This is a genomic window from Peptoniphilus sp. Marseille-Q6390 (assembly GCF_965119475.1).
This window is the reverse complement of sequence record NZ_CBCPLS010000002.1, coordinates 555681-577775: the sequence shown is the minus strand read 5'-3', so window position 1 is coordinate 577775 and position 22095 is coordinate 555681. Positions and strand designations below refer to the sequence as shown.

Sequence of the window (22095 nt, the reverse complement as noted above, 5' to 3'; positions counted from 1 at the left end):
ATTATTCAACATTTTGCGCTTGTTCACGCAATTTTTCTATTTCTGATTTTAGCATTACAACAGCACTTGTAATTTCTATATCATTGGATTTTGAACCTATGGTGTTAGCTTCCCTATTCAATTCTTGAATTAGGAAGTCTAATTTTCTTCCAATTGGTCCCTCTTCATTTATTATATCATTAAAATTTTGAATATGGATCTTAAGCCTTGTAATTTCTTCATCAATTGAAAGTTTATCAAGCATTATTGCTATTTCTGTCAAAATCCTATCTTCATTTACTTCACTTGATTGTAGAAATTCAGCTACTCTTTCTCTTAATCTGTTTTCATTTTCTTTTAAGCTTATTGGAGCTCTCTCTTCAATAAAATAAGTAAGTCTTTCAACTTCATCCAGCTTCACTTTAAAATCTTCCCTAATCTTTTCGCCTTCGAAGGCTCTTGATTTGAGAAAATCTTTGGCAGCTTCGTCAAGAACCTTTAAAAGTTCTTCCTTAATATAGTCGCCATCAAAATCAGCTTTTTGAGCTTTTACTATATTCGAGTCCTTCATAATCTTAGAGAAAGATAAGTCTGAGCTTAATCCATAATTTTCCTCTAATTCTTTACTTATACTAATATACTTATTTAAAAGCTCATAGTCAATATCTATTTCAACCTGGCTTGAGTCCAAGTATTCAAAGTTTATGAATACATCAACCTTGCCTCTTTTGATTTTTGACTTAATAAAAGATCTTACAGCTTCTTCTGCATACATAATTGAGCCAGGCATCCTGACATTCATGTCGAGATATCTGTTGTTAACAGATTTCATCTCCACTTTTATATAAAAATCTTCACACTTTCTTTCAAAAAGGCCGTAGCCAGTCATGCTATTCATAGATTACTCCTCATAAAGAACAAAAAGCACTAAAAAGTGCTTTTCATTTTATTTTACAACTATATTTACAATCTTATTTGGAATATAAATTTTCTTAACAACATTTTTTCCATCAGTATTCTTAGCGAAAAGTTCATCCTTTTCTGCAATTTCAAATACTGTATCTTGTGAAGCATCTCTTTCAATATTAATTGTATATCTAACTTTTCCATTAAATTGAACTGGAATTTCTATTTCATTATCAATAGTTAATTCTTCTTCAAATGTTGGCCAAGTTTGTTCTGACAATACTCCACCTAGGTTGCAAACTTCCCATAATTCTTCTGTAATGTGAGGTGCAACTGGATTTAATAAAATTAAGAAAGTTCTAAAGTCTTCCTTAGTAATCCTGCCAAGATCACTAAATTCATTTGAAAGAGTCATAAGTTGTGCAATTGCAGTGTTGGCTTTTAAGTTAGCATAATCTTCTGTAACTTTTTTAATAGTCTTGTGGATTTCAGTAACTAATTCTTTACTATATTCATCGCCATCAAGAACAATCTCTTGTAGATTCCAAACTCTTTCTAAGAATCTTCTACAACCCTTAACTCCATTTTCTGACCATGGTACAGGCTTTTCAAAGTCACCAATAAACATTTCATAACATCTTAATGTATCTGCACCATAATCTCTAACAATATCATCTGGGTTTACAACATTTCCCCTAGATTTTGACATTTTTTCATTATTTCCACCAAGAATCATTCCGTGAGAAGTTCTTTTTTGGTATGGTTCCTTAGTTGGAACAACACCAATATCGTATAGGAACTTGTGCCAGAATCTTGAGTATAGTAAGTGAAGAGTTGTGTGCTCCATACCACCATTGTACCAGTCTACTGGAGTCCAATATTCAAGAGCTCCCTTACTAGCAAGTGCTTCATCATTGTGAGGATCAGTATATCTTAAGAAGTACCATGATGATCCAGCCCATTGTGGCATTGTATCAGTTTCTCTCTTTGCTGGTCCACCACATTTTGGACAAGTAGTGTTAACCCAATCAGTCATCTTAGCAAGTGGAGATTCGCCAGAGTCAGTTGGTTCATAGTTTTCAACTTCTGGAAGTAGAAGTGGAAGTTCTTCTTCAGGAAGAGCTACATAACCACACTTTTCACAGTGAACTATAGGAATTGGTTCTCCCCAGTATCTTTGTCTTGAGAATACCCAGTCTCTCAATTTATAGTTAATTTTTCTATCTCCAAGTTTGTGTTCTTCAAGATAGTCGATCATTTTAGCTATTGCATCTTTAACTTCAAGTCCATCTAAGATACCTGAGTTAATCATTTTGCCAGTGGCAGTTTCTGTATTTGCATGCTCTGATACATCTGAACCTTCAATTACTGGAACAATATTAAGACCAAACTTCTTTGCAAAGTCATAGTCACGATCATCATGGGCAGGTACAGCCATGATAGCCCCTGTTCCATAAGTCATAAGAACATAGTCTGAAATCCAAATTGGAATTTCTTTGTTAGTTAAAGGATTAATTGCCTTAATTCCTTTTATTTCTACACCTGTCTTATCTTTTTCAAGTTCAGTTCTTTCGAAGTCACTCTTCTTAGCACATTCTGCCTTATAGGCATTTATTTCCTCTAAGTTTTCAATCTTGTCAGCGTGATTTTCAATTAATGGATGTTCCGGTGCAATTACCATGTAAGTTGCTCCGTAAATTGTATCTGGCCTTGTTGTAAAAACTTCTAGTTTTTCATCGTAGTCCTTAAGTGAGAAGTTTATACTAGCTCCTTCACTTCTACCAATCCAGTTCTTTTGTTGTGTTACAACCCTATCAATAAAATCAAGATCATCTAAGTCTTCAATAAGTCTATCTGCGTACTCAGTAATCTTAAGCATCCATTGACTCTTAACACGTCTTACAACTTCTTCGCCACATCTTTCGCACTTTCCACCAACAACTTCTTCGTTGGAAAGTCCTACTTTACATGATGGACACCAGTTAATTGGCATTTCTTTCTTGTAAGCAAGTCCTTTTTTATAAAGTTGTAAGAAAATCCATTGTGTCCACTTATAGTATTCTGGATCAGTTGTGTTTATTTCCCTAGACCAGTCAAAGGAAAAACCTATTGACTTTAATTGTTTCTTAAAATGAGCAATGTTGTTTTTAGTAACAAGTGCTGGATGAATTTTATTTTTTATTGCATAGTTTTCTGTTGGTAGTCCAAAGGCATCCCATCCCATTGGATAAAGTACGTTATATCCTTGCATTCTCTTCATTCTGGAAACTATATCAAGAGCAGTATAAGGTCTTGGGTGACCTACGTGAAGTCCTTGTCCAGATGGATAAGGGAATTCAACTAGAGCATAAAATTTTTCCTTGTCTGAATTGTTTTCACATACAAAGGATTCATGCTCATCCCAAAAGTCTTGCCACTTTTTTTCTATTTCACTTGGTGTATATTTATTCATAATAACTCCTAAAATTTCAAAAATTAAAATTCAGCATTTCCAACAGTTCTTGGGAATGGAATTACGTCTCTTATGTTTTTCATTCCAGTAATATACATTACTGCTCTTTCAAATCCTAGACCAAATCCTGAGTGAACTACAGATCCGTATCTTCTTAAATCTAAATACCAATTGTAATTATCCATATCCATTCCAATATTTTTCATTTTTTCTTCAAGAACATCAAATCTGTGTTCCCTTTGGCTTCCTCCAATGATTTCACCAACTCCTGGTACTAAGAGGTCCATAGCTGCAACAGTTTTTTTATCTTCATTTTCATACATATAGAAGGCTTTGATTTCCTTTGGATAGTCAGTTACAAAAACTGGTTTCTTGTAAACTTCTTCTGTAATGTATCTTTCGTGTTCTGTTTGTAGGTCAATTCCCCAGCTTACTGGATAGTTAAATTCCTTATCAGCCTTTTCAAGAATTTCAATAGCTTCTGTATAAGTTATTCTAGCAAATTCATTTTCTACAACATTGTGGAGTCTTTCAAGTAGACCTTTGTCAATGAAGTTGTTGAAAAATTCCATTTCTTGTGGTGCATTTTCAAGTACATAAGAAATGATGTATTTTAACATTTCTTCTGACACGTCCATGTTTACATTTAAGTCAGCAAAGGCCATTTCTGGTTCAATCATCCAGAATTCAGCTGCGTGTCTTTGTGTATTTGAATTTTCTGCCCTAAAAGTTGGTCCAAATGTATAAATATCTCTAAAAGCTTCAGCAAAAGCTTCTGCTTCTAATTGTCCAGATACTGTCAAATGTGTCTTTTTGTTGAAAAAGTCTTTAGAATAATCAACTTCTGTTGGTTCAGATTTTGCAATCTTATCTATATCAAGAGTTGTCACTTGGAACATTTCTCCTGCTCCTTCAGCATCTGATGTTGTTATAATTGGAGCATGAACGTAAACGAATCCCTTTTCTTGGAAGAACTTGTGAATTGCATAGGCAATTAGTGATCTAACTCTAAAAACAGCATTAAATGTGTTTGCTCTTGGACGTAGATGAGCTATTGTTCTCAGAAATTCCATTGTGTGTCTCTTCTTTTGAAGCGGATAAGATGGTTCTGATGAACAGATTGCTTCTATCTTATTTGCTTGTAATTCAAAAGATTGGTTTTTTCCAGGTGATTTAACAATTTTTCCGCTTATTTCAAGTGAAGAGCTTATTGGAAATTTTTCAACTTCGTCGAAGTTTTCTAAATCTTTACCATAAACAACTTGAATTGGTTTGAAAACTGTTCCATCAGTGAGTTCAATAAAACCAAAGTTTTTTGAAGCCCTAGATGTTTTCACCCAACCACTTAATACTATTTCTTTATCTAAAAAATCTTCTGGATTTTTAAATATATCTCTAATGCTAATTGACATAATTCCTCCTAATTTTCAATTTCTTACTTAATTGTTAAGTATATAATTAATTGCCATGTTTGTCAATTTTACTCACTTTAAACTATCTAAATAATCTTTTATTTTTCTTTCATAACCAATTTCTTTTGGCTCGTAATATTTTTTTCCCTTAAAATTATCTGGCATGTATTTTTGATCTACGTAGGCATTTTCATAATCATGGGGATATAAGTATTTTTCATCAGTTTCATTTTGCGGGTTTCTCTTATCCCTTATATACTTTGGTATATCAATGTTATTTGATTTTTTTACATCTTCCAAAGCCTTATTTATTCCACGATAGGCTGCGTTAGATTTTTCTGAAGTTGCGAGATAAGTAGCTGTTTGTGCCAAAATTATTCTTGCTTCAGGCATCCCCACAGCATTTATGTTATTAAAGCAAGCTGCAGTCACTTGTATAGCTTCTGGATTTGCATTTCCCACATCTTCTGATGCAAAAATTATAAGTCTCCTTGCAATAAATTTTATATCTTCGCCGCCTTCTAGCATCTTTGCAAGATATATCAAAGCAGCGTCAGGATCAGAACCCCTCATAGACTTAATAAAGGCCGAGATTGTGTCATAGTGCTCGTTGTTATTCTTATCATACTTTACGTTTTTAATAAGTAGTGAGTTTTCAATAACATCTCCATCAATTAAAATTTTTCCATCAACTTGATCTGTGGAAAGAACTGCAATCTCTAAGCTATTTAATAAATATCTTCCATCTCCATTAGAGTTTTTTATTAAAATATGCTTTGCTTCTTCAGATATTTCTATGTTTTTCTTTCCAAGTCCACGTTCTTTGTCACTTAAGGCCTTACCCATCATATCTTCAAGGTCTTTATCTTCAAGTGGATATAAGTTTATTATTTGCATTCTTGATAAAAGAGCCCTATTTACTTCAAAGTAAGGATTTTCAGTTGTAGCACCTATTAGACTTATTACTCCCCTCTCTACAAAGGGCAAAAGAGCATCCTGCTGACTCTTGTTGAATCTGTGAATTTCATCTATAAAAACTATAGTTGATACGTTGTCAAACTTCATAGAGTCTTCAGCTTTTGCCAAAACTTCACGCAATTCTTTTAAATTTGAAGTTACAGCAGAGAGTTTTACAAAGTTTTTGTTTGTGGTCCTAGCAATAATTTCTGCTAGAGTTGTCTTCCCAACACCAGGAGGACCGTAAAATAAAACTGAAGTTAGCCTATCACTTTTTATTAATCTTGAAAGGTATTTCCCTTCTCCAATAATATGGTCTTGACCAAAAAATTCTTCTAGAGTCCTTGGCCTCATCCTATCAGCTAGTGGTGCCTTGGTCTCCAAATTTTTTTGCATACTAAGTTCGAATAAATCCATATTAATTCTTCTTTTTTACAAAGTTTTCTAACTCATCAATAAAGGATTGAAGATCTTTAAATTCCCTATATACAGATGCAAATCTAACATAAGAAACTTCATCAAGATCCTTTAACTCATCCATTACCATTTCTCCAACTTCTAGAGAACTAATCTCCTTCTTCATAGAGTTTTCGATTTTCTTTTCTATATTATTGACTGCTTCTTCAATATCAGCAGCAGAAACAGGTCTCTTTTCACAAGACTTTATCATTCCTCTAATAATTTTTTCCCTATCAAAGGCCTGTCTATTTCCATCTTTTTTTATTACCATAATTGGTGACTGTTCAATCTTTTCATAAGTTGTGAATCTCTTTTGACAATTTAAACATTCACGTCTTCTTCTAATTGTATTACCTTCATCAGTTGGTCTTGTATCTAAAACTTTGGAGTCATCGTATCCACAAAAAGGACATTTCATACTATTCACCTCATTCAAATAAGGTCCAAAAGGACCATTTAACTAATAATATCACTTAAAAATTTATTAATCAATTACAAGACAATATAAAAAAGCTGAGCCCTAAGGCCCAGCTAATTAATTTTGATTTAATCAAAAATCTTATGAAATACTTTGTGCAATATTTAAGAATATTGTAATAAATACTGAGTTTGTGATATCAATGGCAAAAGCTCCAACCATTGGAAGGATGAAGTATGCCTTTGGAGATGGACCAAATCTTTCAGTGATTGAGTCCATGTTAGCAAGGGCGTTGTAAGTAGCACCCATACCAAATCCACACATGCCGCCAGATAGTACTGCAGCATCGTAATTTCTTCCCATAGCCCAGAATGTTACAAAGTAAGAAAAGAAAATCATAAATGCTGTTTGTGCAAATAATATAACAAGCATTGGTCCTGCAACTTCTTTAAGGTCAATTAAGTTAATGTCAATTAAAGCCATTACTAGGAATACATTTAGTCCAACGTCTCCACAAATAGAGTTTGCTCTTTGGTTAACCATAAGAGGTCCTTGTTTACCAATTGTGTTAACAAAGATACCTGCAATAATCATTGAAGTTACATAAGCTGGTAAGTTTAATTCTTTGCCCATAATTGACACGTGAGTTCTTATAAACTCTTGAAGAATTGAACCAAATCCAATTGATACGAAGATTAGTCCAAGAACTTTAATGAAATCTCCAGCTTGAAGAGGTATTACTCTTTCATAGCCTTCACCAGCGTTATTTTCTTCTAAGTGTTCAAGAACATCATCGTAGTTTGAAGATTTACTCTTGTTTCCAGAAAGGTTTTTTCTGTTAATAAGTGTTGATCCTACTGGACCTCCAATTAAAGATCCCATGATAACACCAAATGTTGCTGCTGCAAGTCCAAAAGTCTTTGCATTGTCAAGACCTAATTGAGCAAAGGTAGTTCCCCAAGCTCCTGCTGATCCGTGACCACCAACCATAGTAACTGAACCACAAATAAGTCCAAGTAGAGGATTTTGATTTAATACCTTAGCAAGAACAAGTCCTATTGTATCTTGTCCTAAAACTAATATTGCTGAAATTAGCCAGAATATTAAGAATCCTTTTCCACCCTTTTTTAATGTGTCAAGGTCAGCCCCAACACCAATTGCAGTAAAGAATACCATCATAAATGGATTTTGTAGCGCTTGATCAAATTCAAAAGTTGCTATACCACCAACTTGCAATAAGAATCTAATAATTGCAAATAAAAATCCCCCAATTACTGGTGCTGGGACGCAAAACTTTTGAAAGAAGTTAATCTTACTTCTTAAAAATTTACCTATGTAGTAAACCATAATTGCAAATCCTACCGTTTGCATTAAGTTAAATGAAAAATTCATTTTTACCTCCTTTAAATATTTCTCAGAAAATATATTATAACAAATAATATTTTAAAAATAAAAAATTTTCTTAAATTTTATCTATTGTTTAATTCTATTAGCTTTTTTTGTTAATATGATAAATTAATTTTTATTTTTCTACCGATTCGTAATCATAAATTTTTGATTTTTTAAATTTCCAATTTGATTTGACGATTTTATTATTGAATAAAATTTTTGATTTTTATTTTTATCGTAAAAACATTTTTACAGGATGTAATTATGTATCTACTCTTTATGATTTTGTATTAAAAAATTTCTAAATTATTTATACTATTATAATAACTAAATATATAAGTTTGTAATTGAAAAGATAATTCTATTTTTTTGTTTAGACACTGCTGATAAAATATTTTCTAAACAATTTAATAAATTTTTCAATAAAAAAAGGACATTGTCTCCAATGTCCTAAATCTTTATTAAATTATTTTCTATTAATTCTTAAGAAAGAAGGGATTTTAAGTTCTCCATTATCTTCATCATCATTGTCTTCAAGAGATTCGATGGGAGATTTTTGACCTAAATCTACTTTTTTATCCTTTTTGTCTTTCTTGTCATCCTTGTATTGATCAAATTCAGTAGCTATAACTGTAATCTTAACTTCATCCTTAAGTGATTCGTCGATTCCTGCACCAAAGATAATATTAGCATCTTCAGATACACAATCTCTAATAAGATCAGCTGCTTCATTAACTTCAAAAATACCAAGGTCTGAACCTGCTGTAATGTTAAGAAGAACAGATTTTGCTCCTTCGATTGAAGTTTCTAGTAGAGGAGAGTTTATTGCAAGTTTAGCTGCTTCTGTTGCTCTGTCATCACCAGATGCACGTCCAATACCCATGTGAGCAATGCCCTTGTCATACATAATTGTCTTAACGTCTGCAAAGTCAAGGTTGATAAGGTTAGGAACAGATATTAGATCTGAGATACCTTGAATACCTTGTTTTAATATATCGTCTGCCATTTCAAAGGCTTGTGAGAAGCTAGTCTTTTTATCTGCAATACTTAGAAGTCTGTCGTTTGGAATTATAACTAATGTGTCAACTTTTCCCTTAAGAGCATTAATACCTAATTCAGCTGATTTTGCTCTCTTTCTACCTTCAAAAGTAAAAGGTTTTGTAACAACACCAACAGTAAGTAGGCCTAATTCTTTTGCTACATCTGCAATAACAGGAGCAGCACCAGTACCAGTACCTCCACCCATTCCTGCAGTGATAAATACCATATCAGCACCATCTAGTGCTTCTCTAATTTCATCTAAAGATTCTTCAGCAGCTTGTTCACCAATTTCTGGGTTAGCACCTGCTCCAAGTCCCTTAGTAATTTTTTCTCCAAGTTGAATTTTAGTTTCAGCATTTGAATTCTTAAGTGCTTGTCTATCAGTGTTGAATACTAAAAACTCAACGCCCTTTACACCAGCGTCAATCATTCTATTAACAGCGTTATTTCCGCCGCCGCCAACGCCAACTACTTTAATTTTGGCAAAATCGTCTTGGTCCATATCGAATTCCAACATAAACATCCTCCTCGTATACTAAATAATTATTTTTATATTCATTACTACCATTTTATAGAAATAGTGTGGAATAGTCAATATATAAAGGTTAAAAGTGTCCTTTAAATTGTATTTTATCTAATCCTGATTTATTTCTCTATAAGATTTATCTTTGTTTTCTTCTTTTTTTAATTTTTTGTTTTCTTCTTGGTCTGATTTAGAATCTTTTTCTCCATCAGTAATAAGAATTGGGCTGTCTCCCTTTTCCATTTGAATTAAAATTGCATTTTTATTTGTAGTGCTAATATCCTTTAAAATTAAGGAAAGCATCTTTAGTTTGTAGTCAATATTAGAATATGATCCAAATTCAATTTTAACTCCATCAACTGTAGTAAAGGTTGAAATAGAATCAAGAAGTTCTATGTCTCTAATATTCCCACGAAGTGAGTACTCGTCATTTCTAAGTTCTAATAAGAGATCTCTCTTCTCTCGGTCTTCTTTGTTTGTAAGTATATAGTTCCCAGCTTGTGGGTTTTCTACATTAAATCCAGATAAATTAACTAAGTTGTCTCTTTTTTTATCTGAGTTTTCAAGAATTCTAAAGTTATCATCAACTAATAAGTAGTCATTTACATCTAATTGGTAATAAGGAACTCTTTCCTTTACCCTAATTGACACTCTTCCCCTTAAGTTGTAAGAAATCTTAGCATCTTCTATATAGGGAACGCTTTTTAGTTTTTTAACTCTGTCTTTTTTTGACACTACAAAAAATTTACTTCCCTTATGTAAGCCAGAAACTTTTTTTATTTTAGCAGCACTTACATTTTTGTTACCCTCTATGCTGATACTTGTCACATTAAAAAAATTTGAGTTTTTTAGTGCAAAGATTATCAAAAAAATGAAGGAAAAGAATATAAAAAACCTGCTAAAAATTCTAAAATATCTTTTCTTTTTATTCAGTTTTCTTTTTTTCTTTTCCATCTTTTTCATAAAATCACTTTAAAATAATATCTACTATTTTTGAAACAGCATGAGGACTAGCGAGTTTTTTTGAATTTTTCGCTATCTCATTTCTTTTCTTATCATCATCAAGAATTTTATTTATTTCATCTAAAAGTGTCTTACCACTTAAGTCCTTCTCTTCAATAACTGTAGAAGCACCCATGTTTTTATAACTCATGGCATTGTAATATTGATGATTGCCTGCAGTGTAAGCCTTTGGAATTAAAATAGATGCAAGACCTAGCGCAGAAATTTCTGCAAGAGTCATAGCAGATGATGATGCTATAACAAGATCAGCACTTGATAGATAATCATAAACCTTATGTGTGTAATCTAATATTTCTACATTATCAGGAAGTTCATCTAGCTTTTCCATAAAAGCCTTATAATGTTCCCTACCAGTAACATGAGTTAACTTGAAGGGAAGTTCCTTATTTTCTTTTAGAATTTCTAAAATTGCATCATTTGTTGATTCTTGTCCACCGGAACCTCCAAAGGAAAATACAAATTTTTCTTGGGCTTTAATATTTAATCCTTCTCTAGATTTAGCTCTATCTAAATGAGAGAATACATCTCTTACCGGATTACCTGTGAAGATGATGTTGTCATTGTCCAAATACTTTTTAGCTTCCTCAAAGTTAATAAAGACATAGTCAGCCTTTTTGGCAAGAATTTTATTAGTCTTGCCTGGGTAGGCATTTTGTTCTTGTACTACTGTCTTTATCTTTTTTTGTTGAGCCTTAAAAACTATTGGAGCACAAACATAGCCACCAGTTCCAATTACATAATCTGGTTTAAAGTCATTAAGTATCTTGTTACACTCCCTCAATCCCTTCATGAGATTAAAGAAAGTTATAACTGTATCTTTGTTTAATTTTTTTCTTGGAAGACCAGAAATATCAATTCCCTTAAAGTCAAAATTATACTTCTTAGCTAATTCTTCTTCTAAGGAATTTTTCTTTCCAACATAAAGAATATCTGCTTCCTTATCCTTTTTTTTAATTTCTTCTCCAATTGCTAGGGCAGGATATATATGTCCCCCAGTACCGCCACCGGATAAAATGTATTTCATAGTGTGCCTTCTTTCGAAATTTTTAATAATATTGCTGTTGATACAAGTGCCATTACAAGAGCTGTACCCCCATAAGAAATAAAGGGTAAAGTTATACCAGTTACTGGTAGGATCTTGGCACAAACCCCCATATTAAAAAAGGCTTGAATACCAATGTAAGTTGTCATACCAATAGCTGTAAACTTGTCAAAATAATTAGTTGCCTTAAAAGCAATCATGTATCCCCTGTAAATATATATTATAAATAATAATATTACTATAAAAGTTCCAATAAAACCAAATTCTTCTGCAATTACAGAAAAAATAAAGTCAGTATAAGCTTCTGGTAGGTTTGTGTACTTTTGTCTAGACCTAAATAGACCTACACCAGAATAGCCTCCTAGGGCAAAGGCATATAAGGACTGCCTTGATTGATAAAGGGCTGCTGATTGGTAGTCTGTGGAATCAGATACAAAGCCTAGAATTCTCATAATTCTAAACTTATTCTCAGGGTCCTTTAAGATTACATAGATCAAACCTATACCAAGAATCACCAAAAATAAAAATTGCTTCTTTGTAATTCCACTTGCAAGTAAAATTGCAAAAAGTGCAACACCAATAACAACTGCTGTTGAGAAGTCCTTAATCATAATTGGTCCAACAGAAATACCCATTATCCCTACTGCCATTAAAAAAGTCTTCCTATCTCTTAAAGAGTAAATATTCTTAGCCAAGTACTTTGCTAAATATATTATTGAAGACAATTTCAAAATATCTGAAGGTTGAAACCTAATTATTTTTAAATCTAGCCATCTTACCTGTCCCTTTGACTTGTCCCCAAGTGGTGACCATAAAAGAAGTATTAAAATGATACTCATAGGAAATATCCATTCAATATTTTTATAAATCACTGCTCTTGGCATCTTTATTATCATAAAAAGGGCGATAATACCTATCACTAAAAAACCCGATTGTCTTGCCAAATAATGGAAACTGTTAAGGTTGTATTTTTTTGCCGTTGGAAAGGAAGCTGATGTAACTGCTACAAGACCAATTATAATAAGAAATATTGTAGCCAGAAGCAGCATCAAGTCAATATCTTTTATTTCCTTTTTTAACTTCATCTACATCAACTCTTTTACAAGGTCTTTAAAGTGTTGGCCCCTCACTTCGTAACTCTTATACATATCCCATGAAGCGCATGCTGGTGAAAGCAAAACATCATCACCCTTAATGGCAAGTTTTTTTGCAAGCTCTACTGCTTTTTTTAGGTCCTCTGTAATATAAAACTCTACTCCATGATTTTTACATGAATTGGAAATTTTTTCTGCTGTTTGACCAAATAAAATTGCTGTCTTTAATTTATCCTTAGATTTTTCTATTAAATTATCAAAATCTGCGCCCTTGTCATAACCGCCAGCGATTAAAACTACGTTGCCATCCATGGCAGCCACAGCAACTTCAGTAGAGTCTGGGTTAGTTCCCTTTGAGTCGTTATAATATTTTATTCCATCAACTTCTCTTACAAATTCAATCCTGTGTTCTACTCCAGTAAAAGATACAATTGATTTTTTTATTACGTCTAAATCAATCTTTAAAAGTTTGCATGCAATTACTGCAGCCATAATATTTCTTATGTTATGGTCTCCAGGAATTTTTATGTCTTTAACATCTAAAATTTCTTCAGTTTTATCTCCATTGGTAAAATAAATTTTACCTTGTTCAAGGTAGGCTCCCTTTTCAGAGATTTTTCCCATAGAGAAATAATATTTTTCTGCCTTTAAATTAAATTTTTCTGCAAGTTCTTTGTCTTCATAATTTAAAATTGCAAAGTCGTTTTCATCTTGGTTTTTGAAAATCTTAAACTTTGCATCCACATAGTTTTGTCTAGTCTTGTGCCAGTCCAAGTGGTCACTAGTAACATAAGTAAGCACTGCAATGTGTGGTTTGAAATCTACGGTATTCTCTAATTGGAAGGAAGATGCTTCTATTACAACATAATCTTCAGGCTTGGCTTCTCTAGTTATTTCAAGAATTCCTCTGCCAATATTTCCAACAACATAAGTCTTTGCTACCCTTCTTAGGATATCCCCAAGAATTGTTGTTGTTGTAGTCTTTCCATTAGTACCAGTAACTGCAAGTACATTTTTTGTTTGTAAGTTTCTATAGCTAAGCTCAATATCAGAAATAATTTCAATATTCTTTTCCCTAGCTTTTTCTAAAAGTTCATGGAAGGGATAAATTCCTGGACTTTTTACTATTAAATCAATATTATCAAGATCTTCATCTTTGAAAATAATAAAATCTTCTTCAACATTTAATTTTTGTAGGTCTTGATTGCTATCATAGACATAAATTTTGCATGGAAATTCTTTTAAAAACTTTAGGGCTGTTTTTCCAGTAACACCAAAACCCATTATTAATATATTTTTGTTTTCTAACATCTTAAATCACCTAAAATAAAATTAAGTAGGAAATCACACAAAGTATAACTTCTACTAATGAAAATACTGCAACTATTTTTTTCTCATGCCATCCCTTGTGTTCAAAATGATGGTGAAGCGGTGACATAAGGAAAACTCTCTTTCCCCTAGTTTTAAAACTAACTACCTGAATTATAACTGAAAGTGTTTCTATAAAATAAATTCCACCAGCAATAGGTAAAATTAAGGGCACGTTTAAAAGAAGTGCAATTGCAGATATTGCTCCACCTAGGGCAAGGGATCCTGTATCTCCCATAAATACCTTAGCTGGAAACTTGTTGTAATGTAAGAAGCCCATTAGAGCTCCAGCAAGTGCCAGGCAAAATCCTGCAATTTCATATCTTTGAAATTTAATTGCTACAAAATTGAAAAATATAAGACAGATAATTGTCACACTAGATGAAAGACCATCTAGTCCGTCAGTTAAGTTTACTGAATTTACTGTTCCAACAATTACAAAAATCACAAAAGGAATATAAAGGAATCCTACTGACCTATAATCTTTTAAGAAGGGAATATAAAGGTCTGTCCCTATTTCCTTGGAATTGTATTGATAAATTATTAAAATTACCGCAACTAAAATTTGAAGTAGTAGTTTTTGGTAAGCACGAAGGCCAAGATTCCTCTTCATAACAACCTTGATGTAGTCATCAATAAATCCAACTGCCCCAAAGGCAAGAGTTGAAAATAGTATCATTAAAACTGACAACTTGAAATTTGCAGTTACAAGGCTAGTTATGATTACTGATGCCAAAAATATTAAACCACCAATTGTTGGAGTCCCACTTTTTACCAAGTGAGACTGAGGTCCATCTTCTCTTATGCTTTGTCCTGCGTGTAATCTCTTTAATATTGGAATTATAAGTCTTCCCAAGACTATGGAGAGAACAAATCCCAAACCTATATTAATTAAATAATTCATTATACTTTAACCTAATCCCTTTTATTTTTATTACTTTCTCTATTATTATTTTCTAAATTTTCTTTAGATTTTTTCTTTTTACTTTTAGATTTCTTAATTTCTTTATTGTTTTCCTTATTGTTTTCTTTATTCTTCTTATTTACTTCAGACTTTTTTTCACTATTATAATCTTTTCCCTCATCATAAGAATTATTGTTAGAATTTTCTTCACTAGGCTTATCAAAATCCTCATCTCTTTTTGAGTAATTAAGTGTGATGCTTTCGCTGCCACTTAATTTTTGTCCAGGTCTTGGACTTTGTGATATAAAGTCGCCATTTCCCTTGATATTATACTCTAAATTCATAGAATTTAAAATAGATTGGCTTTCTTTTCTGGTCTTCTTACTAAGGTCAGGCATTATTAATAGACCACTGTCCTTATCATTAACTGCAAGATCAACTATGGTATCTTTTAGTACATAGGATCCTGCCGATGGACTTTGGTTAGTAACAACAGAATAAGGCAATACAGTTTCTGAGTTGTTATTGAACTTAAGGCCTGCATCTATCATTATCTTGCCTGCATCTTCAAGAAGGAGTCCTCCTACATTTGGAACAGAAATAAACTCATCTTTTTCATCAACTTCTTCAGTTTTTTGAATTTTCATATAGTTAAGAGACTTTTCCAATACATCTTGAACTACTGGAGCTGCAACTACACTACCAAGTATCCCTCCCTTAGAATTGTTAATAACTACAAGAACTGTTAGCCTTGGATCATTAAGTGGTGCTACGCCAACAAAGGATGAGTTATAAGCTTCAAGATATCCTGTGGGTGTAGCGATATTTGCAGTACCAGACTTACCACCAACTATATAACCTGGAACCTGAGCGCGTTTACCTGTACCATTTTCCACTACCCTTCTCATCATCATCTTCATCTTGTCAGAAGTTTCCTCAGATATTACCCTTCTCCTAAGCTCAGGTCTTTTTCTTTCGATTACATTGCCATTGGCATCTACTATTTCCTTTATAAGAGTTGGTTTATTTAAGAAACCTCCATTGGAGATTGCACTTACTGCATTTATAAGTTGTATAGGAGACACAGCAATTGAGTGTCCATAGGACATTGTTGCTAGATTAACCTTACTTATATCCTTATAGGACCTTGGAACAATACCAATGGATTCACCATAAAGCTCTATTCCAGTTTTTTTACCAAAACCAAAGGCCTTGATATACTTTAAGAACTTTTCAGCTCCTAGTTCTTGACCGACTTGAATCATAGTCATGTTACAGGATTCTTCTATGGCCTTGGCAAGAGTCTTTTTCCCCCTAGTGTGGCTTGTACAAGTTAACCTACTATTGCCCATAACCATTGCTCCGTTACAAACATATTGTGAATCAGGTTGGGCTGTGTTTTCTTCTATTGCAGCAGCTGCTGTTATAAGTTTAAAAGTTGAACCGGGCTCATACTGGTCATTGACATTAAAGTCTCTCCAGTTGTCGTAGAGGATGTCCATCTTTTCTTCTTCACTTAATTTATCCCACTCCTCTTCTTGCTTTTCATTAAGAGGTGCCCTTGGATCATTTAGGTTGTAGTCATCCTTAGTTGTCATCGCCAAGATTTCTCCAGTCATAGTATCTTGAACTATGATAGAAACCTTGTCTGCCATATTTTCCTTTTTTGCATGTAAGGCTGCAGTTTCTGCAAACTGTTGGATGTTGGAATCAATAGATAAGACTACAGAATAACCTTCTTTTGGTGCATAGGTTTCCTCATCTGTTAAAGGAATTTTGTTTGAAGCGTTGTCCTTTAAAGATACATTCTTTCCAGAGATTCCTGATAATTCTTCGTCAAAGGATGCCTCAATCCCATATTGGCCCACATTTTCATCATTAGTAAAACCAATAACATAAGATGCCAAGTTGTTAAAGGGATATAGTCTTCTTGTTACATCATCTATAGACATAGGAATGAGGTTGGATTTTTTATTATCTTTTTTTTCTTTATTTTCTTTTATAATTTGTAATCTTAAGTCCTTTAATTCTTGGGCCTTGCCCCTTTCAATGTTAGTAGCAAGTCTTACAACCTTGTCCCCTTCCATCTTGGACCTGATTTCATCATAGTCTATACCAGTTACATCAGAAATTGTTTTTGCATCTTCGTCATATAACTTTTCTTTCCTATTTTTGAAATCACTTTCGCTTTCGTCCTTTCTTTGCTTCAAATAATCCATGTTGTAAAAGACATTGCACTTAGTTATATTGATTGCCATTTCTTTCTTGTTTCTATCATAGATTATTCCACGATTAGAGTTTATGACCTCAGTCTTTGTTAATTGATTTAGGGCTGCGATTGTTAATTCTTCTGACTGGACTATTTGTATCCAGAGAAGTTTTGCGATTAATATTACAAACAAAAAAGCTAGAAAGATAAAAAATACAAATATGAATCTATTGGCATTGTTAGTCTTGCCCTTAAATCCATTTTTCATTTTTTTATCTCTAGCTTTCACTTTATTAGTTTTCAATTATATCCTCCTAATCTCTTGTAAAAGACCTGAGGACAGAGACAATTGGACTCAAAAATACGTTGTAGTTAATGTCTCCCACTTTTTCTTCTTCCCCTGAATCAATGTAAACTATTTGGTCTTCAGAAGGATAAACCATTCCAAGTTTATACATTGCTTCTTCTGCTATTTGTGCAGATGACTTTACAGCTTTAATATCGCCTACAAGAGTTGTTTTTGTTTTATTTAATTCTTCAATTTCAGCCTTTTGTCTCAAGATTTCCCTGTCGAGACCTGCAACTTGTGAATAAAGAAAAATTACAGCTGCAAATATTATAATAACAATTGCTATTGTAAAAATAAAAGGCCTATTATTTAAAAGTCGATTTCTATATATATTATAACTTTTATTTGAAATTTTAGTTAATCTTTTTGCCATTTTACACCTCTAATTTTTCGGCAATTCTTAGTTTCGCTGAGTGAGATCTATTATTTTCTTTTAATTCTTCTTCACTTGCAGTTATTGGCTTTCTAGTTAAAATTTTTATTTCTTTTTTCTTGTCACATGTACAAATTGGTGATGATGGAGGACAAATACAATCCTTTTCTAAATATTTGAAGGCATTTTTCACTATCCTATCTTCTAAGGAGTGAAAAGTTATTATTGCAATCCTACCACCTGGGTTAAGTCTATGGACAAATCTCTCAATTGAGTCCTCAAGAACATCAAGTTCCCTATTAACTTCAATTCTCAAGGCTTGAAAAGTTCTCTTTGCTGGATGAGGTCCATTTCTTCTTGCAGACGCTGGAATAGCATTTTTTATAATTTCAACAAGTTCAAAAGTTGTTTCTATGCTTTTCGTTTTTCTCTCATCTACAATGAACTTGGCAATTCTTGCTGCCCACTTTTCTTCCCCATATTCTTTTATGATTCTTGTAATTTCACTTTCACTATAAGTATTTACAATGTCTCTTGCTGATATATCAAGTTCTTGATCCATCCTCATATCAAGTGGTGCATCAAACCTATATGAAAACCCTCTCTCAGGATTGTCAAATTGATAGGATGAAACTCCAATATCAAGGAGGACACCGTCGATTTTATCAATACCTAGTTCATCAAGAGCTTTTTCAAAATTTATATAATTTAAGTTAAAAAATTCTACATTTTTATAGTTGGAAAGTCTTTCTTTTGCAACTTCAAGGGCTTCTATATCTTGATCAATTCCAATTAAAAGTCCAGTCCCCTTTAGTTTTTTTAGGATTTCACGGCTGTGACCTGCTCCACCAAGAGTTCCGTCCAGATAGATTTTTCCTTCTCTTATGTTTAATCCTTCAATTGTTTCATCTAAAAGAACACTTTTGTGTGCAAATTCCATTATATTCCCAACTCCGACATTTTTTCAGCAAGCTCTTCATAGGATAGAGCTTCTGCTTCATTGTACTTATTCCAATTTTCCTCTGACCAAATTTCTGCCCTGTTTGAAAGTCCTATGATTACGCACTTGTCAATTAAGTCTGCATATTCTCTTAGGTGTTCACCAATTAGGACTCTTCCCTGTTTGTCTAATTCGCAGTCAACTGCTCCAGAGAAAAATGTTCTCACAAAGGACCTTACGGCCTTGTTAGTCATTGGGAGTTCCTTTAATTTGTTTTCGATTTTCTCCCACTGGTCGCTTGGATATAAAAATAGACAGTCGTCTAAACCCTTCGTCATTACAAATGATGAAAGGTCTTCTCTAAACTTTGATGGAATTGTAACTCTTCCCTTTGGATCGAGGTTGTGTCTAAATTCACCTATTAACATAAAATTCTCCACTTTATTCCATTTTGACTATTTTTTACTCCACTTTGCTCCACCTAAGTTAATTTTACTACACAAAGTCCCTATTTTCTAGTGTTTTAATTAGTTTTCAAAAAATAGGACTATAGGCCCTAAAATTTTACTCCGAATAAAAAATGTTTTCATAAAATACAATTTTTATTTATGTGGTAAAGAGATTTTGAACAATGAAAAAATAATTCTGTCTTAGTAAGTCTTTAATTATGAATTAATAAGTTTCTACGTTTTTTCAAATCTTCACAAGTCTATAAACTTTTATAACTTCTTAAATTCTCACAAGTCTATAAACTTCTATAACTTCTTAAAATTTCACAAGCCTATAAACTCCTACGACTTCCTTGATCATCACTTCTCAATAAATTTTTACAAATTATTTTATCTTCACGAGTTAATAAATTTTTATAACTTCGTTGATTGTCATAAGCTCAATAATTTTTTAATAAGCAAATAAATTTTTCCACAAAAAAAATCGACTATCTCTAGTCGATTTAATCTTTTATTATTTTATTTCTTTCCTATAAAGTAGAAATCGGAACCCTGACCTAGCTTTGAGTTGACTCCGTAGTCAAAACCATGAAGATCCATTATTGTCTTGACAATATAGAGTCCCAGTCCAGTTCCTATCTCAGGTCTAGTGTGGTTGTCGCGAACCCTATAAAATCTGTCCCAAATCCCCCTTATATCCTTTTCACTTATTCCTATTCCCTTGTCTATGCAGTGGAATTCAGTTTTCTGTTCATCACCCTTTATTACTAATTTTATTTCCTTGTTAACTGGCGAATAATTAATGGCATTGTTGACCAAATTATAAATTACTCGATTTATCTTAGACTTGTCTGCAAAAATTCTTGTATCACCAGAGGCTTCAATGTCAAACTTGTATGCTGTAAAATCTTTATTTATTTTGAACCTATCTAAGACTTCCTCCACAGAATCTTTAAGGTCATACTCTTCCTTCTTAATTTCTTCTAAGTTGGACTCCATCTTTGAGAGATCTAAAAGATCATTTACAAGATCTGTCAGCTTATCAGCTTCGCTAATAATTGTTTCCAAGTGCTTATTTCGCAAAACTTCATTAGGACCAGATATGTCCCTTATCATCTCTCCATAAGATTTTATAACTGTCAGTGGAGTCTTCAAGTCGTGACTTACATTGGCGACAAGGTCCTTCCTCATTTCAATTGTCTTTGTGAGTTCATTCTTTGCATAGTTAAGAGTGTTGGATAGATCATCTATTTCAGTGTACTCTCCCTTCCTAAAGGTAACCTTGTAGTCCCCCTTAGCAAGCTCCTTTGCAGTGTTTGACATCCTAACAAGAGGTCTTGAAAGTCTCTTAGAAACAAAGTAGGCAGTGATAGATGCAAATATAAGTGACAAGAAGGAAATTATTATAAGTATTCTTCTAATGACATCAACTGTTGCATCTACGGGCTTTAAAACTGAGTTGATATAGAGATAATAGTCTTCTCCATCAGTTTTACCAAGATAACCTGCATATATAATGGAAGGGTCCTTTAGGTTTTCATACCTAACTGTATAAATTTTATAAGTCCTGTTGTCCCTGCTTAAGGATCCAAAAAACTTGTCGAAATTTTCCCAAATCATCCTTGGTCTTTCTACAAATTCATCGAATAATCTTAGAGGAAAGACCCAAGCTCCATTTTGATCCAAAACTTTTATCTCAAGTCCCTTAGTGTTTGCATAGTTTGAAAGTTTAGTTTCAAAATCTTGTGACTTGTATTCACTTCTAAGTTCATTGCCAACCTTTGTTACTTCACGAATTTTCATAGTTTCGTAAAAACTAGAAAGGAAAACTGTTTGAAAGAGCCAAATAGAAATTAAGATAAGTCCAGCGAAAAAGACAAAATACTTCCACAGCTTAAAGAGAATGCTGTTTTTGTCTATTTTTATCCTCCTCACTTCTTTAATTTCTCGTATCAAACTTATATCCCACTCCTCTTACTGTAATAATAAATTTTCTGTACTCTTTAATAGAATTTCTAAGCATCTTTATGTGCGTGTCTACTGTCCTGTCTTCCCCGTAGAAATCATAACCCCAAACTTGGTTTAGGAGCTTGTCACGAGAAAGAGCAATATTTTTATTTTTCACCATGTAGACTAAGAGGTCATATTCCTTAGGAGTTAGGTCAATCATTTCATTGTCAACAAATACAACACGACCATCTAAATCAATTTTAAGTCCTTCAAACTCCATAGTCTTATTTTCTTCAACCTTGTTGTTACGATTTACAATTACATTGAGTCTTGCCATGAGTTCCTTTGGAGAGAAGGGTTTAGTAACATAATCATCTATTCCAATTTCAAACCCAAATAATTTGTCATATTCCTCACTTCTTGCCGACAGCATTAAGACGGGAATATTTTTTATTTTCTTTATTTCCTTGTAGGATGAAAAACCATCAAGCCTTGGCATCATAATATCCATTACAATTACATCGAAGTCTTCTTCTTTTACCTTATCAATAGCGTCAAGACCATCGACAGCTTCAACAACTTCGTGGCCTTCAAACTCTGCGTAGGTTCTTATAACTTCTCTAATGCTTTTTTCATCATCTACTACTAAAATTTTAAACATTTAATCACCAACTTAATTATAATAAGAATTTGTGAATTTTTGATGAAAGCTTTGTTAAGCCTCTTCTTATAAATTCTCTTTGCATTTGATTTTATTATATCAATAAGATAAGTTTTTTGTTAGAATCTTTTCTTTTGAATCGAGTAACAATCTAAGCAAAATAAAAAAAAGCCTGTAAGAAATTTCTTACAGACTAA

Annotated in this window: 18 protein-coding genes; all 18 read right to left on the bottom strand. The window is 32.8% G+C overall.

Annotation, left to right across the window (positions count from 1 at the left end):
- Nucleotide 1 precedes the first annotated feature (1 nt).
- Nucleotides 2-877 (bottom strand): YicC/YloC family endoribonuclease, encoded by an 876-nt coding sequence (locus ACWPVO_RS08660; RefSeq protein WP_454207833.1) that lies wholly within the window; start codon nucleotides 875-877, stop codon nucleotides 2-4.
- Between the two features lie 48 nt (nucleotides 878-925).
- Nucleotides 926-3337 (bottom strand): leucine--tRNA ligase, encoded by a 2412-nt coding sequence (leuS, locus tag ACWPVO_RS08655; protein ID WP_454207831.1) that lies wholly within the window; start codon nucleotides 3335-3337, stop codon nucleotides 926-928.
- A 23-nt stretch (nucleotides 3338-3360) separates the two neighbouring features.
- Nucleotides 3361-4749: an asparagine--tRNA ligase gene (gene asnS / locus ACWPVO_RS08650; protein WP_454207829.1), complete on the bottom strand. Its 1389-nt coding sequence runs from the start codon at nucleotides 4747-4749 to the stop codon at nucleotides 3361-3363.
- 72 nt (nucleotides 4750-4821) lie between these two features.
- Complete coding sequence (locus ACWPVO_RS08645) at nucleotides 4822-6123, bottom strand: replication-associated recombination protein A (protein ID WP_454207827.1); 1302 nt, start codon at nucleotides 6121-6123, stop codon at nucleotides 4822-4824.
- Between the two features lies 1 nt (nucleotide 6124).
- Nucleotides 6125-6583 carry a transcriptional regulator NrdR gene (gene nrdR / locus ACWPVO_RS08640; protein WP_060800102.1) on the bottom strand — a complete coding sequence of 153 codons (459 nt, stop codon included), beginning with the start codon at nucleotides 6581-6583 and terminating at the stop codon, nucleotides 6125-6127.
- A gap of 141 nt (nucleotides 6584-6724) precedes the next feature.
- On the bottom strand, nucleotides 6725-7975 hold the full coding sequence (gltS, locus tag ACWPVO_RS08635) for a sodium/glutamate symporter (RefSeq protein WP_454207825.1): 1251 nt from the start codon (nucleotides 7973-7975) through the stop codon (nucleotides 6725-6727).
- Nucleotides 7976-8438: 463 nt separating this feature from the next.
- The gene (gene ftsZ, locus ACWPVO_RS08630) at nucleotides 8439-9530 is read right to left on the bottom strand and encodes a cell division protein FtsZ (RefSeq protein ID WP_060800100.1); all 1092 of its coding nucleotides are present in this window, start codon (nucleotides 9528-9530) and stop codon (nucleotides 8439-8441) included.
- A gap of 117 nt (nucleotides 9531-9647) precedes the next feature.
- Nucleotides 9648-10490 (bottom strand): cell division protein FtsQ/DivIB, encoded by an 843-nt coding sequence (locus ACWPVO_RS08625; RefSeq protein ID WP_454207967.1) that lies wholly within the window; start codon nucleotides 10488-10490, stop codon nucleotides 9648-9650.
- A 13-nt stretch (nucleotides 10491-10503) separates the two neighbouring features.
- The gene (gene murG / locus ACWPVO_RS08620; RefSeq protein ID WP_195443034.1) at nucleotides 10504-11583 is read right to left on the bottom strand and encodes an undecaprenyldiphospho-muramoylpentapeptide beta-N-acetylglucosaminyltransferase; all 1080 of its coding nucleotides are present in this window, start codon (nucleotides 11581-11583) and stop codon (nucleotides 10504-10506) included.
- Nucleotides 11580-12686 (bottom strand): FtsW/RodA/SpoVE family cell cycle protein, encoded by a 1107-nt coding sequence (locus ACWPVO_RS08615; RefSeq protein WP_195443036.1) that lies wholly within the window; start codon nucleotides 12684-12686, stop codon nucleotides 11580-11582. Before ACWPVO_RS08615 ends, murG begins: the two co-directional genes overlap by 4 nt.
- The gene (gene murD, locus ACWPVO_RS08610; protein ID WP_454207822.1) at nucleotides 12687-14006 is read right to left on the bottom strand and encodes a UDP-N-acetylmuramoyl-L-alanine--D-glutamate ligase; all 1320 of its coding nucleotides are present in this window, start codon (nucleotides 14004-14006) and stop codon (nucleotides 12687-12689) included.
- A 10-nt stretch (nucleotides 14007-14016) separates the two neighbouring features.
- Nucleotides 14017-14967 (bottom strand): phospho-N-acetylmuramoyl-pentapeptide-transferase, encoded by a 951-nt coding sequence (mraY, locus tag ACWPVO_RS08605; RefSeq protein WP_454207820.1) that lies wholly within the window; start codon nucleotides 14965-14967, stop codon nucleotides 14017-14019.
- Nucleotides 14968-14978: 11 nt separating this feature from the next.
- Complete coding sequence (locus ACWPVO_RS08600; RefSeq protein ID WP_454207819.1) at nucleotides 14979-17480, bottom strand: penicillin-binding transpeptidase domain-containing protein; 2502 nt, start codon at nucleotides 17478-17480, stop codon at nucleotides 14979-14981.
- Between the two features lie 10 nt (nucleotides 17481-17490).
- Nucleotides 17491-17898: a septum formation initiator family protein gene (locus ACWPVO_RS08595; RefSeq protein WP_454207817.1), complete on the bottom strand. Its 408-nt coding sequence runs from the start codon at nucleotides 17896-17898 to the stop codon at nucleotides 17491-17493.
- 1 nt (nucleotide 17899) lies between these two features.
- A complete protein-coding gene (rsmH, locus tag ACWPVO_RS08590) occupies nucleotides 17900-18838 on the bottom strand; it encodes a 16S rRNA (cytosine(1402)-N(4))-methyltransferase RsmH (RefSeq protein WP_454207815.1) in 939 nt (312 codons plus the stop codon).
- A complete protein-coding gene (mraZ, locus tag ACWPVO_RS08585; protein ID WP_454207813.1) occupies nucleotides 18838-19266 on the bottom strand; it encodes a division/cell wall cluster transcriptional repressor MraZ in 429 nt (142 codons plus the stop codon). The genes rsmH and mraZ overlap by 1 nt, the downstream gene beginning before the upstream one ends.
- 540 nt (nucleotides 19267-19806) lie before the next feature.
- Nucleotides 19807-21243: an ATP-binding protein gene (locus ACWPVO_RS08580; RefSeq protein WP_454207811.1), complete on the bottom strand. Its 1437-nt coding sequence runs from the start codon at nucleotides 21241-21243 to the stop codon at nucleotides 19807-19809.
- Nucleotides 21227-21898 carry a response regulator transcription factor gene (locus ACWPVO_RS08575; RefSeq protein WP_454207809.1) on the bottom strand — a complete coding sequence of 224 codons (672 nt, stop codon included), beginning with the start codon at nucleotides 21896-21898 and terminating at the stop codon, nucleotides 21227-21229. Before ACWPVO_RS08575 ends, ACWPVO_RS08580 begins: the two co-directional genes overlap by 17 nt.
- Between the last annotated feature and the right edge of the window lie 197 nt (nucleotides 21899-22095).